This is a genomic window from Pseudomonas sp. OV546 (assembly GCF_900116845.1).
Lineage (GTDB): Bacteria > Pseudomonadota > Gammaproteobacteria > Pseudomonadales > Pseudomonadaceae > Aquipseudomonas > Aquipseudomonas petroselini.
On record NZ_FPCE01000016.1, the window covers coordinates 148,173 to 164,393 of the forward strand.

Below are 16,221 nucleotides of genomic sequence, written 5' to 3' on the forward strand. Positions count from 1 at the left end.
TGTGCTATATAGTCAACCAAGCAAGTGCTTGGTTGGCTATTGTCGGACCACAAAGGAGCGCGTCCCATGCCCGTCGCTTTTCGTTTGCCGTTGCAGGTCTTCTTCGAACGTGAAGCGCGTCATCCGCGCCAAACCTTCCTGGTCCAGCCCTCTGGCGGCGGCGAGGTGCAGCCCCTCACCTGGGGTGAGGTCGGCCACCAGGCCCGTTGCGCCGCGCACTGGCTACGGGCCCGCGAGTTGCCCCAGGGCTCGCACATTGCCCTGATCTCGAAAAACTGTGCCCACTGGATCATCGCCGACCTGGCCATCTGGATGGCCGGGCACGTCTCAGTGCCGCTGTACCCTAACCTCACCGCCGACTCCGTTGCCCATGTGCTGACCCATTCCGAGGCGGCGCTGGTGTTTATCGGCAAACTCGACGACTGGCCCGCGATGGCGCCTGGCGTGCCGTCCAATGTCCCGACCATCAGCTTGCCGCTGTGCCCGACCGGCACGTTCGATTTCAGCTGGGCTGACCTGCAAGCCTGTTCGCCGATCCAGGACGAGCCGCTGCTGGCCGCTACGGACCTGGCCACCATCATCTACACCTCCGGCACGACCGGCCTGCCCAAGGGCGTGATGCACAGCTTCGGCGCGCTGGGGTTTGCCGCCACCCGTGGCACCGAGCTGTTCGGGTTGGGGGAGGGCGACCGGCTACTGTCGTACTTGCCGCTGTGTCATGTGGCGGAGCGCATGTTTGTAGAAATGGCGGCGATCTACACCGGGCAAACGGTGTTTTTCGCCGAAAGCCTGGACACGTTTCTGACCGATCTGCGTAGGGCGCGTCCGACCGCCCTGTTTGGTGTGCCGCGTATCTGGACCAAATTCCAGATGGGCGTCTACGCCAAAATCCCCGAGAAGCGCCTGGACACCCTGCTGCGCCTGCCTTTCATCGGCAAGCGGGTGGGCCACAAGGTGCTCGCCGGCCTGGGCCTGGACGCGTTGCGCATTGCCCTGTCGGGTGCGGCGCCGGTGCCCGAGGCGCTGCTGCGCTGGTATCAACGCCTGGGCTTGGATGTGCTGGAGGTGTACGGCATGACCGAAAGTTGCGGCTACTCCCACGTGTGCCGCCCCGGCCAGCAGACCCTCGGCTGGATCGGCCTGCCGTGCCCCGGCGTGGAAGTACGTATCGACCCCGAAGGCGAAGTCCAGGTGCGCAGCGGTGCGACTATGCTCGGTTACTACAAAGACCCGCAGAAAACCGCCGAGACGATTACCGCCGATGGTTTCCTGCGCACCGGCGACAAGGGCGAACAGGATGCCGATGGCCGCCTGCGCCTGACCGGGCGGCTCAAGGAAATCTTCAAGACCAGCAAAGGCAAATACGTGGCGCCGGCGCCGATTGAAAACCGCTTGGCTGAACATGCGCGTATCGAGCAGGTGTGCGTAGTGGGGGATGGGCTGCCCGCGCCGATAGGGTTGTGCGTGTTATCGGCGGTGAGCGAGGACCCGCACGCACTGCGCAGCAGCCTTGAGCGTTGGCTGGCACAGGTCAACCAGGCGCTGGATAAGCATGAACGCCTGCGCCAACTGGTGGTGGTGAAAGACAACTGGGCGGTGGAGAACGGCTTCCTGACCCCGACCTTGAAGATCAAGCGCAACGTGATCGAATTGACTTACGGTGCACAATTCCAGGCATGGAGCGAGCGTTCCGAAACCGTTCTGTGGCAGGATTAGGGTCATCATAAAACCAACAAGGATAACGGCATGAGCCTCTGGCGTACCCAACCGAATATCGACCAACTCAATGCGGCCCAGAAAAACACCATCGGTGAACTGTTGGATATCCGCTTTGAAAGCTTCGACGACGACTCCCTGACCGCCAGCATGGTGGTCGATCATCGCACCCACCAGCCCTACGGCCTGCTGCACGGCGGCGCGTCGGTGGTGTTGGCCGAGAGCGTCGGCTCCATGGCGGCCTACCTGTGCATCGACGCCAGCAAGTTCTATTGCGTGGGGCTGGAGGTCAACGCCAACCACCTGCGCGGTGTGCGCAGCGGGCGCGTAACGGCGGTGGCCAAGGCGATCCACATTGGCCGCACCACCCAGGTCTGGGACATCCGCTTGACCAGTGATGATGGCAAAACCAGCTGCGTGTCGCGCCTGACCATGGCCGTGGTGCCGCTGGGCGAGACCCCACCGGCGCGATAGGCGTGGCGTGAGTGTCATCATTCCTGGCAGTTACAGTCATTGCTGTGTACGTCGGGCATGGTGACAATCAATCTCTGTTTTAGTAGATGGATCCGGTATGTCGCAGCATGTGTTTTTTGCCCACGCCAATGGTTTCCCTTCGGCCACCTACGGCAAGTTGTTTGCCGCCCTGGCGCCGGAATACGCAGTGGCTCACCTGCCGCAACACGGTCACGACCCCAGGTTTCCGGTGGACGATAACTGGCAGAACCTGGTGGACGAACTGATCCATCATCTGGAGCAGCAACCGGCACCGGTGTGGGGCGTGGGCCATTCCCTCGGGGGCGTCTTGCACTTGCACGCGGCCATGCGTTGCCCGCAGCTGTATCGCGGCGTGGTGATGCTGGATTCGCCGGTGCTGACCCGTGCCGACCGCTGGGTGATCCGCGCGGCCAAGCGCTTCGGGTTTATCGACCGCCTGACCCCGGCCGGGCGTACCCTGGGGCGGCGCGAAGAGTTCAGCGACCTGGACGCCGCACGCAGCTATTTCGCCGGCAAGACCCTGTTCCGTGGCTTTGACCCGGAATGCTTCGACGCTTACCTGCAACATGGCCTGCATCAGGTGGGCGATCGCCTGCGCCTGCGCTTCGACCCGGCCACCGAAATCAGCATCTACCGTGGCGTGCCCCATACCAGCCCCGGCCAGGTGCGCCAATTGAAAGTGCCGCTGGCCGTCGTGCGCGGCCGGCAGAGCCGGGTGGTGATGCGTCACCACGCCAGCGGTGTCGGGCGCCTGCCCATGGGTGAAATGCTCACCATGCCCGGCGGCCATATGTTCCCCCTTGAACGCCCCCAGGACACCGCGGCCTTGATCAAGCAGCTGTTCTCCCGCTGGGAAGCCCGCGAGCAGAGTTGCGCATGAGCACACCGGTTGAAGAGGTGCGCCTGAGCCTGCCGCATATCGAACTGGCGGCCCATCTGTTCGGCCCCGAGGACGGTTTGCCGGTGATCGCCCTGCATGGCTGGCTGGACAACGCCAACAGTTTTGCGCGACTGGCGCCCAAACTTCAGGGCCTGCGCATCGTTGCCCTGGACATGGCCGGGCACGGGCATTCGGCGCATCGTCCTAGCGGCGCCGGTTATGCCTTGTGGGATTACGTGTATGACGTGCTGCAAGTCGCCGAGCAGTTGGGTTGGAAACGTTTTGCATTACTTGGCCACTCCCTCGGCGCCATCGTGTCCCTGGTGCTGGCGGGTGCGTTGCCGGAGCGCGTGACGCACCTGGGATTGATCGACGGGGTGATCCCGCCGACCGCCAGCGGTGAGAACGCCGCCGAGCGGCTGGGCATGGCCTTGCAGGCGCAATTGAACCTGCAGGACAAGCGCAAGCCGGTCTATAACACCCTGGACCGAGCGGTCGAGGCGCGCATGAAAGGCGTGGTGGCGGTCAGTCGCGAAGCCGCGCAACTGCTGGCCCAGCGCGGTTTGATGCCGGTGCCGGGCGGCTACACCTGGCGTACCGACAGTCGCTTGACCCTCGCTTCGCCGATGCGCCTGACCGACGAACAAGCCATGGCTTTCGTACGGCGCGTCAGTTGCCCTACGCAGTTGGTGGTGGCTGCCGACGGCATGCTGGCGAAACATTCAGAATTGCTTTCTCAACTACCCTTTACGGTCACCACGCTGCCGGGTGGCCATCATTTACACCTGAATGATGAGCCCGGCGCGGTCCTTGTTGCAGACTGTTTCAATCGGTTCTTCACCACGCCTTGACTTGGCGCGGTCAACTGCCGAGGCTGGGCGGATTGAAAGGGAGTCAACCATGAACCATCTCAACACCGCTGTGCGCTCCGATGGCCAGGGCTCATTGATCCGATGAGCCTACGTAAAGGATCTATCCGTGCCCTCGGGCTGTGCTGTTTCAGTCCCCTGGTATTCGCCGCCGATGTGCCAGGAAGCCAGGATTTACCGGCAGTGTCACGTCAGGTCGACTCACAGATCGTCGACTACCGCCCCGCCGAAGAGAAGGAACGCATCTACCCGATGGGCGCGATCCGCAAGATCAGCGGCCAACTGCGTTACGAAGGGCAGGCCACCGCCCGTGGGCACGCCACGGCGATTACCTATGAACTGCCTGCCGAGCACACCTCCAGTGCCGCGTTTACCGCTACGCGTGAAGCGTTGCAGGCGAAGGGCGCGCAGCTGTTGTTCTGGTGCCAGGCCCGCGATTGCGGCGAAAGCAGCCTGTGGGCCAATGAAGTATTCGGCAACGCCAAGCTGGTCGGTGCCGATGGCCAACAGGAATACCTGCTGCTGCGCCTGGCCGCCCCGCAGGACAACTCCCTGGTGGCGCTGTACGGCATCACCCGTGGCAATCGCCGCGCCTATCTGCATGTGGAACAACTGGACGCCAACGCGCCGCTGGGCAACCTGTTGCCCACCTCGGCGACCCTGCTGCGCGAGTTGAAAAGCACCGGCGAGTTGGATTTTCCAGCGCTCGGCGGCGACCCTGACGACACCTGGCTGACCCTGATTTCCCGTGGGTTGAACCTTGACGCCACCTTGCGCGTCAGCCTGACCGGCCCGAATGCCGAAGCCTGGCGCCAGGCCCTGGTCGACAAAGGCGTGCGCGCCGCGCGCATGGAAACCGGTACTGCTGAAACCAAAGGCCTGCACCTGCATCTGATACGCTGACCGTTACAAGGCGAACGGACCCGCGCCGTTCGCCTAAGCTCTCTTCCTACAGCCTTCCTCTAGAGATACTCCATGCTCAATAACGATCGCCTGCTGGTGCAAATCCTGCTGCTGGTGCTGTTCGGTGCCAGCTTCTGGGTGATGGCGCCGTTCTGGTCGGCGCTGTTCTGGGGCGCGGTGCTGGCGTTTGCCAGTTGGCCGTTGATGGTCCTGCTCACCCGCTGGCTGGGTGGGCGTGAATCCCTGGCCGCCGGTATCCTCACGTTGTGCTGGATGTTGCTGGTGGCATTGCCGCTGGTGTGGCTGGGTTTTAACCTCGCGGACCATGTGCGCGATGCCACGGCATTGATCAAGGATATCCAGGTCGATGGCCTGCCGGCGGCACCGACCTGGCTCGGCTCGATCCCGTTTGTCGGCGAACGGCTGGTGGCAATGTGGGACAGCATCGACCAGCAGGGCGCGGCCTTGATGGTCAGCATCAAGCCGTACCTGGGGCAGGTCGGCAATTGGCTGCTGGCGCGCAGTGCACAGATCGGTGGTGGCATCCTGGAACTCACCCTGAGCCTGGTCTTCGTGTTCTTTTTCTATCGGGACGGGCCGCGCCTGGCCATGTTCGTCCATCGCTTGCTGGAGCGCTTGATCGGCGACCGCGCCGGCTACTACATCGAACTGGTGGCGGGGACGGTCCAACGGGTGGTCAACGGCGTGATCGGCACCGCCGCCGCCCAGGCCGTGCTGGCGCTGATTGGTTTCCTGATCGCCGGCGTCCCAGGTGCGTTGGTGCTGGGTATCGTCACCTTCCTGCTCAGCCTGATCCCCATGGGCCCGCCGCTGGTGTGGATCCCGGCCACCGCCTGGCTGGCCTGGAAGGGCGACTACACCTACGCGGTGTTCCTTGGCGTGTGGGGCACCTTCATCATCAGCGGCGTGGACAACGTGCTCAAACCCTACCTGATCAGCCGTGGCGGCAACCTGCCGCTGGTGATCGTGCTGCTCGGGGTGTTCGGCGGCTTGATTGCCTTTGGTTTTATCGGCCTGTTCATCGGCCCGACCTTGCTGGCGGTGGCCTACAGCTTGTTGATGGATTGGAGCGCGACCCAGGCCCAGGGGCGTCGTGAAGACAAGCCGCTGTAACGGTGGTGTGAGGGCTCATGGGGGTGTGGGCTGTCTGTGGTGAGGGGTTGGATCTCAGGTCCTCGGTAACCACATCACTGCAGTCAACCCACCGCCTGGGGTTTCCTCAAGCTCCAGTCGACCGCCGAGGCGTTCCGCCGCCTCCTTGGAAATCGTCATGCCCAGGCCGACCCCGCCGGAATTGCGATTGCGTGAGCCTTCCAGCCGATAGAACGGCTCGAACACCGCCTCGCGTTTGTCTGCCGCAATTCCCGGCCCGTGGTCGATAACGCGAATGACCAAGGCTTCACGGCTGTCTTGCAGTTCGATGCGCGCAGTACCGGCATAACGCAAGGCATTGTCGATCAGGTTGTTGAGGCAGGAACGCAGGGCCATCGGCTGCACCTGCAAGGGCACGCAGCTGCCGGCGAATTGCACATCGCAGCCTTGGTCCTGGGCGTTCTCGCTCATCGACTCCACCAACGCCTGCACATCCAGCCAATGCCGGGTTTCGCTGGTGCGTTGTTCGTGCAGGTAGCTCAGGGTGGCGTCGAGCATGCCGATCATGTCGTCCAAGTCCTGGCGCATCTGGCCCTGCAGCTTGGTGTCTTCGATCTGTTCCAGGCGCAGCTTGAGGCGTGACAGCGGCGTGCGCAGGTCATGGGACACGGCACCGAGCATGCGCGCACGCTGGCTGACCTGTTCGCGGATACGCCGTTGCATCAGGTTGAAGGTCGACGCCGCTTGCTGAGCCTCCCGCGGTCCCGATTCGTCGAGGGGCGGGCTGTCGAGGTCCAGGCTCAAGCGCTCGGCGGCGTCGCTGAGGCGCTGGATCGGTCGGCTCAACAGTTTGGCACCGTACCAGGCGGCGATAATCAGCGAGACGAATTGAAACGTCAGGGGCACCACCGGGCCGCCAAACCAGGGGCGATGGTGCTCCTTGCGCAGCGGCACCAGCCTGCCGTCCGGCTGCTCGATAAACTGTTCAGGCGGTGGGGGGGGCGGTTGGCCGTAATGGTGGAACCAGAAGAACGCCAGCGCATGGGCCAGCACGATCGCCACCAGCAACACGCCGAACAGCCGACCGAACAGCGTGTTGAAGGGGGCACGCATCAACCGATATCCCGCGCATCGAACAGGTAGCCTTCGCCCCGCACGGTCTTGATCAGTTGCGGCGCCTTGGGATCATCGCCGAGTTTTTGCCGCAGGCGCGAGACCAGCAGGTCGATGCTGCGGTCAAAGGCTTCGATCGAGCGACCACGGGCGGCATCCAGCAATTGCTCGCGGCTGAGTACCCGGCGCGGGCGCTCGATAAACACCCACAGCAGGCGGAATTCGGCGTTGGACAGCGGCACTACCAGGCCATCATCCGCCACCAGCTGGCGCAATACGCTGTTGAGGCGCCAGTTGTCGAAGCGGATATTGGCACGCTGTTCGGTGCGGTCATCGCGCACCCGGCGCAAGATGGTCTGGATACGCGCCACCAGCTCACGGGGTTCGAACGGCTTGGACATGTAGTCGTCGGCGCCCAGCTCCAGGCCGATGATGCGGTCGGTGGGTTCGCAGCGGGCGGTGAGCATCAGGATCGGGATATCCGACTCCGAGCGCAGCCAGCGGCACAGCGACAGGCCGTCCTCGCCAGGCAGCATCAGGTCGAGCACCACCACGTCAAAGGTTTCGGCTTGCATGGCCTGGCGCATGGTCGTGCCGTCGGTCACGCCGGTGGCGAGAATACCGAAGCGCGCCAGGTAGTCGATCAGCAGCTCGCGGATCGGCACATCGTCGTCAACAATCAGCGCACGGGTGTTCCAGCGCTTGTCATCGGCGATCACCGCGCCTTTTTGCTCGTCGTTCACAGGGGCGGAAGGGGTCTGCATAGTGTGATCATCTGCCTGGTTGTTGCGGTCAGCATAGGCGCCCAGCCACATGGCTGGAAGTGCTGGTCGGTGGGTCGTGCGAGCGAGGCTAGCGGTGGGGCGTGTTGGGGGCATGTCGTGAATGTATCTGTTTTGAAACAATTGCCCAAAAAATGCTCGCTCAAGGGCGGTTGGGCAGTATTTACCGATCATCGGATCCCGCAACGGCGCTGCGTGCGCTACAATCCGCGCCGATTTCGACTTGCCTGAGAGCCCATTCCAATGTCCGTCTGCCAGACGCCTATCATCGTCGCCCTGGATTACCCCACCCGTGACGCCGCACTGAAGCTGGCTGACCAGTTGGACCCGAAACTGTGTCGGGTCAAGGTCGGCAAGGAACTGTTCACCAGTTGCGCCGCGGAAATCGTCGGCACCCTGCGTGACAAAGGTTTCGAGGTGTTCCTCGACCTGAAATTCCACGACATCCCGAATACCACCGCCATGGCGGTCAAGGCCGCCGCCGAAATGGGCGTGTGGATGGTCAACGTGCACTGCTCCGGTGGCCTGCGCATGATGACGGCCTGCCGTGAAGTGCTGGAACAGCGCAGCGGCCCTAAACCTTTGCTGATCGGTGTGACCGTGCTGACCAGCATGGAGCGCGAGGATCTGGCCGGTATCGGCCTGGATATCGAGCCTCAGGAGCAGGTGCTGCGTTTGGCCGCCCTGGCGCAGAAAGCCGGCCTTGATGGCTTGGTGTGTTCGGCGCTGGAAGCCCAGGCGTTGAAAACTGCGCATCCATCGCTGCAACTGGTGACTCCGGGGATTCGTCCGGCGGGGAGCGTCCAGGATGATCAGCGCCGTATCTTGACCCCGCGTCAGGCGCTGGACGCTGGTTCGGATTACCTGGTGATTGGGCGTCCGATCAGCCAGGCGGCGGATCCGGCCAAGGCGTTGGCTGACGTGGTCGCCGAAATCGCCTGATTGTCAAAGGTGGGAGGGGGCAAGCCCCTCCCACATTCAGATATCCACCCTCTAGATCTATCGCTTGTCAGCTGACCTTGAGCACCAGCTTTCCGAAGTTCTCGCCGTTGAACAACTTCATCAGCGTCTCCGGGAACGTTTCCAGTCCCTCCACGATGTCCTCCTTGCTCTTGAGCTTGCCCTGCGCCATCCAGGCGGCCATTTCCTGGCCGGCGGCGGCGAAATTTGCGGCGTGATCCATCACCACAAAACCTTCCATGCGTGCGCGATTGACCAGCAGTGACAAGTAGTTGGCCGGGCCCTTCACGGCTTCCTTATTGTTGTATTGGCTGATGGCACCGCAAATCACCACGCGGGCCTTCAACGCCAGGCGGCTGAGCACCGCGTCGAGGATATCGCCACCGACGTTATCGAAATACACGTCCACCCCTTTGGGGCACTCGCGTTTGAGTGCGGCGGGCACGTTTTCGCTTTTGTAGTCGATGGCGGCGTCGAAGCCCAGTTCGTCCACCAGGAACTTGCACTTGTCGGCGCCGCCGGCAATGCCCACCACGCGGCAGCCTTTGATCTTGGCGATCTGGCCGGCAATGCTGCCCACGGCGCCGGCTGCGCCGGAAATCACTACGGTTTCACCGGCCTTGGGCGCGCCGGTGTCCAGCAGTGCGAAGTAAGCGGTCATGCCGGTCATGCCCAGGGCAGACAGATAACGGGGCAGGGGCGCGAGTGTCGGGTCCACCTTATAGAAGCCGCGTGGCTCGCCGAGGAAGTAATCCTGCACGCCCAAGGCGCCGTTGACGTAGTCGCCGACCGCGAATTTCGGGTTGTTCGAGGCAATCACCTTGCCCACGCCCAGCGCACGCATCACTTCACCGATGCCGACCGGCGGAATATACGACTTGCCTTCATTCATCCAGCCCCGCATGGCCGGGTCGAGGGACAGGTATTCATTGCGCACCAGCACTTGGCCGTCCTGGGGGGTACCCACCGGTACTTCCTGGTAGGTGAACGTCTCCCGGGTGGCCGCGCCGACCGGGCGCTTGGCGAGCAGGAATTGGCGGTTGGTCTGGGCGGTCATGGCAGCGACTCTTCTGGAAATGAACCTGAAGTGATAGACCTTGAACGGGTAGAGGGCAAGGTTCACCGAGGGCGCGAATGCCGTTCGATAGACAGTGCTGATAGTCGGGTGGTGCCTCTTATCACTGCGATTCATGCAGCGCCAACCGGCCTTTTAATAGTGCTGACGCGCCCGGCGCGGCGTTGGCTAGACTCGACCCACTGCTATTCCCCCAACAGGACATCTTCTTATGAGCATGACGTTTTCCGGCCAGGTCGCTCTGGTAACGGGTGCCGCCGCCGGTATCGGCCGCGCTACCGCGTTGGCGTTCGCCGCCGAAGGCTTGAAGGTCGTGGTCGCCGACCTGGATGCGGCGGGCGGCGAGGGCACCGTTGCCTTGATTCACCAGGCCGGCGGCGAAGCGCTGTTTGTGCGCTGCAACGTCACGCTGGAGGGGGAGGTGCAGCAATTGATGGCCCAGACCCTCGCCGCCTATGGCCGCCTGGACTATGCCTTCAATAATGCCGGGATCGAGATCGAGAAGGGTAAGCTGGCTGACGGCAGCCTGGATGAGTTCGACGCGATCATGGGCGTCAACGTCAAAGGCGTGTGGTTGTGCATGAAGCACCAATTGCCGCTCTTGCTGGCCCAGGGCGGCGGCGCGATTGTCAACACCGCGTCGGTCGCGGGGCTGGGCGCTGCGCCGAAGATGAGCATTTATGCCGCGTCCAAACATGCGGTGATCGGCCTGACGAAATCGGCGGCCATTGAGTATGCGAAGAAGAAAATCCGCGTCAACGCGGTGTGCCCGGCGGTGATCGATACCGATATGTTCCGGCGTGCCTATGAAGCCGACCCACGCAAAGCCGAATTCGCCGCCGCCATGCACCCGGTCGGGCGCATTGGCAAGGTCGAGGAAATCGCCAGTGCGGTGCTGTATCTGTGCAGCGACGGTGCGGCATTTACCACTGGCCAAGCGTTGGCGGTGGACGGTGGCGCGACGGCGATCTAGGACCTCACCTCGCTCTCCATTCGAAAACGTTTGGGGGGCTGTGGGGCTTTTCCATAGCTGGCAGTGTGCCCTGTCAGAATGTGTATCATTAGGTAAATAATCCAATAGAATCAATACTTTAATAAAACTTGGCGACGGGTCGACAAGGGCTTCTGTGCTTAACTGTTCCGGGTTGAATAACAGACAGTTGAAGTGAGTGGCGTATGGATTTAGGGATCGATCGACAAGCCCTTGTACCGGTGGTGCAGCAGATCATCAGCGCAGTGGCGCAATGGATTCGCACGAGTGGGGCGAGCCCTGGCACACGCTTACCGTCCATCCGCCAGGTGGCCCTTGATAACCTGCTCAGCCAGTCCAGCGTCATTGAGGCGTTCGAGCGGATGGTCGCCCAGGGCTTGCTGGTGTCCAAGCAGGGGGCAGGTTTCAGGGTGGCCCAGCCGCCGCAGGCGCACGAAGGCCAGTGGTACGAAGGTGCTGAGCGGGAATGGGGGGCTTTCGCCGATAACCCATTGGGCGAGCTCAAGCTGGGTTGCGGCTGGTTGCCGGATGCCTGGCGCGAAAGCGATGACATCAGTTACGCGATTCGTGAAGTCACCCGTACCGACACCGCCGGGCTGTTCAACTACAGCCCCCCATTGGGTCTGCCGGCGTTGCGTGAGCAACTGCTCAAGCGCCTGGCCCAGGCGCATATTGCCAGCAGCGTTGACCGTATCCTCACCACCGCAGGCGCCAGCCATGCCCAGGACTTGCTGATACGCACACTGCTCAAGGCCGGTGATTGCGTGGTGGTCGAAACGCCGGGGTACGGCAACCTCTATCGGCAATTGTCATTCCACGGAGTGCAGTTGCTGGAAGTGCCGCGCACGCGGGGTGGCCCGGACATTCCTGCACTGGAAACCCTGCTGCAGCGGCATCGGCCCAAATGCCTGTTTATCAACAGCCTGTATCACAACCCGACCGGCTCCAGCCTGTGTCGCGAGGTGGCGGAGCGTTTATTGGCGCTGGCGCACCGCGAGAACTTCCTGATTATCGAAGAGGACGTGTTCGGCGACCTGCAACACGCCAGCTGCACGCGGCTGTCGGCAATGCCCCATGATGACCGGGTGATCTACGTCGCGAGCTTTTCCAAGACCCTGAGCAGCGCCTTGCGCGTGGGCTATCTCAGTGCCAGCACGGCGATCATCACTCAATTGACGAGCCTCAAGACGTTGACCGGCTTCGGCACCTCGCGGTTTGCTGAGGCGGTGGTGGCCACGCTGCTGGCTAATGGCACCTATCGTAAGTGGGTGCAACGCTTGCGCAAGCGCTTGAGTATGGAAATGGCGGCGACCTTGCAAGTGCTGGAAGACGAGGAGTGGGAGGTGTTTGCCACTCCCGCCGGCGGTATGTTCTTGTGGGCGCGACCGGGGCAGGCGGATCACTCACGGCTGCAGGCGTGTGCCCGGCGTCTCGGGGTTTTGTTATCGCCGGGGGCGTTGTTCAGCCCGACCAGCGAACCCAGTGAGTGGCTACGCATCAATGTGGCCTATGCTGCTGATCAACGGGCTTTGGCATTGTTCCGCGCCATGGGACCCGCCAGATCGACCTCAAGCATTCTGAAAACGACGAACCTGTAGCTTTTTGCCATTATTGTGGCGCCAACGACTTGTGCTCAGGGCCTTGTGGTTGCCAATCTCGCCGATGTAAACCGGGCTCGATGGCAATTGCCATTGCAAGAGGATTCAAGTGCAATGATTTCGGCCGTGCAACGACAATTCGCCAACCTCGGTATGGCAAAAAAACTGGGCTTGGGCTTCACCCTCGTGCTGCTGTTGACGGCCTTGGTCGCGGCGATCGGCGTGTGGTCCTTGCAAACCGTTGGCCAGCGTTTCGAAGGCCTCAAGGTCATGTCGTCGCTCAACAGCGGCTTGCTCAAGGTGCGCCTGATCGAGCAGAACTATGCGTTGCATGCCGACCCCAAGGACGTCGACGCGCTGCATGAAAGTGTCGATGCCTTGGCGGCCCTCGCCGCCAGCCTCAAAGCCGAATCGGCCGCCAACGTGCCGGTCATGGCCGAGGTCGAACAGGCCCTGGCCGCTTACCGCAAGGCGTTCGATGAGTTTGTCGAATTGACCCAGACCAAGGACCTTGCGTTGGAAATGGCCAGTTGGTCGGTGTCCAGCGTGGCCAATAACCTCGACGTATTGCAGGCCGGGCTGGCAGACGACGGCGCTTATGGCCTTAAGGAAAGCCAGGGCAAGGAAGGTGCCGAGTTTATCGAGCAGGCGGGGCAGGTCAGCCAGGTGTCGCGGCTGATGCTGCAAGCCATGAACGAAGCTCACGTACGCCTGGACCAGAGCCGCAAGGCGGACCAGGACGACGCCGAGCAAGGCAAGATTGAGCAGGCTGACCAGGCGCTGGCTCAGGTTGAGCAACTGAAGACCTCGGTCAAGGACCCCGGCTACCAGACTGTGCTTAACGAAGTGGCTGGGCATATCGCCGCGTTCAGCGAGAAGCTCGGTGAGTACACCGGCCTGCTGGCGCAGGAGAAGGTGGTCTACACGCAATTGCATGATCGGGCGGAGCAAGTGGTCGGCCGGGTCAACCAGGCCTATGCCGCCGAAGACCTGTCGATGCAGGCGCAGTTGAAGAAAAGCGCGATGCTGATCATCGGCTCTTCGGCCCTGGCCTTGCTGGTGGGGTTGATTGCAGCGTGGGTGATTACCCGGTTGATCGTCGCGCCGCTGCGCAGTGTGATCGCCGTGGCCCAGCAGATTGCCGCCGGTGACTTGAGCGGGCGCATGGAGGTCAGCCGCCGCGATGAAATCGGCCAGTTGATGCAGGCAATGCAACAGATGGGCAACGGCCTGAGCCAGATGGTCAGCGGCCTGCAAGCCGGTATCGAGCAACTGGCCAGCTCGGCGCATTCCTTGTCCAGTGTGACAGAGCAGACCAACGTCGAAGTCAGCAGCCAGAAAGAAGAAACCGAGCAGGTCGCCACGGCGATGAACCAGATGACCGCCACCGTGCACGATGTGGCGCGCAACGCCGAGGAGGCTGCGCAGGCCGCACAGACGGCGGACGACAAAGTCGACAGTGGCCAACAGGTGGTGCGCCAGAGTTTGCAGCGCATCGAGTTGCTGGCCACCTCCAGCACACGCGCCAGCGCGAGCATCGAGAGCCTGAGCACCGAGATCCAGCATATCGGCACCGTGTTGAGTGTGATCAAAAGCGTGGCCGAACAGACCAACCTGCTGGCCCTCAACGCCGCTATCGAAGCCGCGCGTGCCGGCGAGCAGGGGCGCGGTTTTGCGGTGGTGGCCGATGAGGTGCGGGCCTTGGCCAAGCGCACCCAGCAATCCACCGAAGAGATCGAGCGGCTGGTCAGCACCTTGCGCAGCGCGGCACAGTCATCGGTGCAGCAGATCCAGCAAAGCGGTGAGCTGGTGAAACTGGCGGTGAGTGATGCGCTGGAAACCGAAAGTGCCCTGGGCAGCATCGCGGTGGCGGTGTCGTTGATCCAGCAGATGAACCAGCAGATTGCGGCGGCGGCCGAGCAGCAAAGCTCGGTGGCCGAAGAGATCAACCGCAGTGTCACCAGTATCCGCGCCAGTGCCGATCAGTCGGCGCTGAGCATGCAGGGCAACGCCGCGTCGAGTATTCAACTGGCGCAGTTGGGGGCCGAGCTCAAGGGGATGGTGGGGCACTTCCGCCTGTGATCACCGCGCCTGCGCAGCGATCACAGGGGAGGGTGGTCAGGCGTGGTTGGCGAGAAAGGTCAGCAGGGCTTCGTTGACGAAGTCCGGGTTTTCCCTGGCGCTGATATGCCCGGCTTGCGGGATCAGGATCAGGCTGCAACCAATCAGTTCGGCCATTTCCTCGGACTCGGCGGGTGGGCGCGGTTTGTCCTGTTCGCCGCACATCACCAGTGTGGTGTCGGCGTCCAGGCGTGGCAACTGCTCCAGCACAGCCTCGCGGCTGAAGATCAAGCGGCCCAGGGGCACGATGCTCTCCAGCAGGCGCTCTTTGGAGTAGCCCTGCAATTGTTTGCGGAAGTCCTGGTACAGCGCGGATTCGCGGTCGATGTTCGGGCGGAAGAAGATCGGTGCGATCACGTCCAATAAAGGCTCAGGGATGGCGCCGGCATCTTCAATCATCTTGAACAGTGAGAAATAGTACTGGCGCGTGGCCTCGGGCTCGGCGCCCAGGTATGTGTCCATCAGCACCAGGCTGTTGATCCGCTCGGGTGCCAGCAGTGCCAGGCGTGCGCCCCACATGCCGCCGACCGAGAGCCCCACCAGGTTGATCTGTGCGATGTCCAGATGGTCCAGCAGGGCCAGGGTCTGGCGCGCAAGGTCATCGAGGGAGTGAGTTTGCGTCGGCAACGGGCCTGATTCGCCATGCCCCCATAGCTCGGGCACGATCACACGGTACTGTTGCGAAAGGGCTTCGATCTGCGGCGCCCACATGTCGCGGTCCCACAGGTAACTTGAGCCCAATAGGACGACCGGGCCGGAACCCTGGTCGACGTAGTGCAGCGGTTGTCCATCAATGACGGCGACAGGCATAGCAGGCCTCTGACTTCATGGAGTGAGGGGCACTTTTTTACGCTAGTCGGGGGCGGGGGGATAGGTGCAAAGTGATGGCATGTGGTGAACTGTGTTCGCCAGATGGGCGGCGAGGGAGCTTGCTCCCGCTGGCGGCCTTACCGACGACCGCTATCTAACGGTTAGACCGCGATCCAAATGTGGGAGGGGGCTTGCCCCCGATAGCGGTGTGTCAGTCGATTCATCAGGTGACTGATTCAGCGCCATCGAGGCGTCGGTATCTACACAATTCTGGCTATGGCGCTGGACCTGTGGCGAGGGAGCTTGCTCCCGCTGGCTGCCTGACAGCCCACCGCCATCTAACGGTTAGACCGCGATCCAAATGTGGGAGGGGGCTTGCCCCCGATAGCGGTGTGCCAGTCGATTCATCAGGTGACTGATTCAGCGCCATCGGGGCCTCGGTATCTACACAATTCTGGCTATGGCGCTGGACCTGTGGCGAGGGAGCTTGCTCCCGCCGGCTGCCTGACAGCCGACCACCATCTAACTGTTAGGCCGCGATCCAAATGTGGGAGGGGGCTTGCCCCCGATAGCGGTCTGTCAGTCGATTCATCAGGTGACTGATTCAGCGCCATCGGTGCATCGGTATCTACACAATTCTGGGTATGGCGCAGGACCTGTGGCGAGGGAGCTTGCTCCCGCCGGCGGCCTGACAGCCGAGCGCCATCTAACGGTTAGACCGCGATCCAAATGTGGGAGGGGGCTTGCCCCCGATAGCGGTGTGTCAGTCGATTCATCAGGTGACTGATTCAGCGC

At 62.5% G+C, this 16,221-nt stretch carries 14 protein-coding genes and 1 pseudogene; 11 read left to right on the forward strand and 4 right to left on the reverse strand.

Annotation, left to right across the window (positions count from 1 at the left end; translation table 11 throughout):
• Positions 1-66: 66 nt before the first annotated feature.
• The 6 genes from BM403_RS27725 (at position 67) to BM403_RS27750 (ending at position 5,997) form a co-directional block, all read left to right on the forward strand.
• On the forward strand, positions 67-1,716 hold the full coding sequence (locus BM403_RS27725) for an AMP-binding protein (RefSeq protein ID WP_093546162.1): 1,650 nt from the start codon (positions 67-69) through the stop codon (positions 1,714-1,716).
• 30 nt (positions 1,717-1,746) lie between these two features.
• Positions 1,747-2,190, forward strand: coding sequence for a hotdog fold thioesterase (locus BM403_RS27730; RefSeq protein WP_012723111.1), 444 nt, complete (start codon positions 1,747-1,749; stop codon positions 2,188-2,190).
• A 97-nt stretch (positions 2,191-2,287) separates the two neighbouring features.
• On the forward strand, positions 2,288-3,091 hold the full coding sequence (locus tag BM403_RS27735; protein ID WP_012723112.1) for an alpha/beta fold hydrolase: 804 nt from the start codon (positions 2,288-2,290) through the stop codon (positions 3,089-3,091).
• A complete protein-coding gene (locus BM403_RS27740; protein ID WP_012723113.1) occupies positions 3,088-3,942 on the forward strand; it encodes an alpha/beta hydrolase in 855 nt (284 codons plus the stop codon). Before BM403_RS27735 ends, BM403_RS27740 begins: the two co-directional genes overlap by 4 nt.
• A gap of 102 nt (positions 3,943-4,044) precedes the next feature.
• Positions 4,045-4,863 (forward strand): DUF4892 domain-containing protein, encoded by an 819-nt coding sequence (locus tag BM403_RS27745; protein ID WP_012723114.1) that lies wholly within the window; start codon positions 4,045-4,047, stop codon positions 4,861-4,863.
• Between the two features lie 72 nt (positions 4,864-4,935).
• Entirely contained in the window at positions 4,936-5,997 is a 1,062-nt protein-coding gene (locus tag BM403_RS27750) for an AI-2E family transporter (protein ID WP_012723115.1), read from the forward strand.
• A gap of 54 nt (positions 5,998-6,051) precedes the next feature.
• On the opposite strand, the gene BM403_RS27755 is transcribed toward BM403_RS27750, so the two are convergent.
• Both BM403_RS27755 and BM403_RS27760 read right to left on the reverse strand, forming a co-directional pair.
• The gene (locus tag BM403_RS27755) at positions 6,052-7,089 is read right to left on the reverse strand and encodes a sensor histidine kinase (RefSeq protein WP_046033839.1); all 1,038 of its coding nucleotides are present in this window, start codon (positions 7,087-7,089) and stop codon (positions 6,052-6,054) included.
• Positions 7,089-7,853 (reverse strand): response regulator, encoded by a 765-nt coding sequence (locus BM403_RS27760; RefSeq protein WP_043206166.1) that lies wholly within the window; start codon positions 7,851-7,853, stop codon positions 7,089-7,091. The genes BM403_RS27755 and BM403_RS27760 overlap by 1 nt, the downstream gene beginning before the upstream one ends.
• Before the next feature lie 261 nt (positions 7,854-8,114).
• On the opposite strand from BM403_RS27760, the gene pyrF reads away from it, so the two are divergent.
• Positions 8,115-8,813 (forward strand): orotidine-5'-phosphate decarboxylase, encoded by a 699-nt coding sequence (pyrF, locus tag BM403_RS27765; protein WP_093546165.1) that lies wholly within the window; start codon positions 8,115-8,117, stop codon positions 8,811-8,813.
• 67 nt (positions 8,814-8,880) lie between these two features.
• On the opposite strand, the gene BM403_RS27770 is transcribed toward pyrF, so the two are convergent.
• Positions 8,881-9,888 carry an NADP-dependent oxidoreductase gene (locus BM403_RS27770; protein WP_093546168.1) on the reverse strand — a complete coding sequence of 336 codons (1,008 nt, stop codon included), beginning with the start codon at positions 9,886-9,888 and terminating at the stop codon, positions 8,881-8,883.
• Positions 9,889-10,117: 229 nt separating this feature from the next.
• On the opposite strand from BM403_RS27770, the gene BM403_RS27775 reads away from it, so the two are divergent.
• The 4 genes and pseudogenes from BM403_RS27775 to BM403_RS32685 all read left to right on the forward strand — a co-directional run bounded on the left by BM403_RS27775 (position 10,118) and on the right by BM403_RS32685 (position 14,577).
• Entirely contained in the window at positions 10,118-10,879 is a 762-nt protein-coding gene (locus BM403_RS27775) for an SDR family oxidoreductase (protein WP_012723120.1), read from the forward strand.
• Between the two features lie 203 nt (positions 10,880-11,082).
• On the forward strand, positions 11,083-12,495 hold the full coding sequence (locus tag BM403_RS27780) for an aminotransferase-like domain-containing protein (protein ID WP_046033834.1): 1,413 nt from the start codon (positions 11,083-11,085) through the stop codon (positions 12,493-12,495).
• A gap of 1,023 nt (positions 12,496-13,518) precedes the next feature.
• A pseudogene (locus BM403_RS32680) lies at positions 13,519-13,671 on the forward strand (HAMP domain-containing protein); the annotation flags it as partial.
• 201 nt (positions 13,672-13,872) lie between these two features.
• Positions 13,873-14,577, forward strand: coding sequence for a methyl-accepting chemotaxis protein (locus BM403_RS32685; RefSeq protein ID WP_370636885.1), 705 nt, complete (start codon positions 13,873-13,875; stop codon positions 14,575-14,577).
• A gap of 36 nt (positions 14,578-14,613) precedes the next feature.
• On the opposite strand, the gene BM403_RS27790 is transcribed toward BM403_RS32685, so the two are convergent.
• Positions 14,614-15,426, reverse strand: coding sequence for an alpha/beta fold hydrolase (locus BM403_RS27790; protein ID WP_093546170.1), 813 nt, complete (start codon positions 15,424-15,426; stop codon positions 14,614-14,616).
• Positions 15,427-16,221 lie beyond the last annotated feature (795 nt).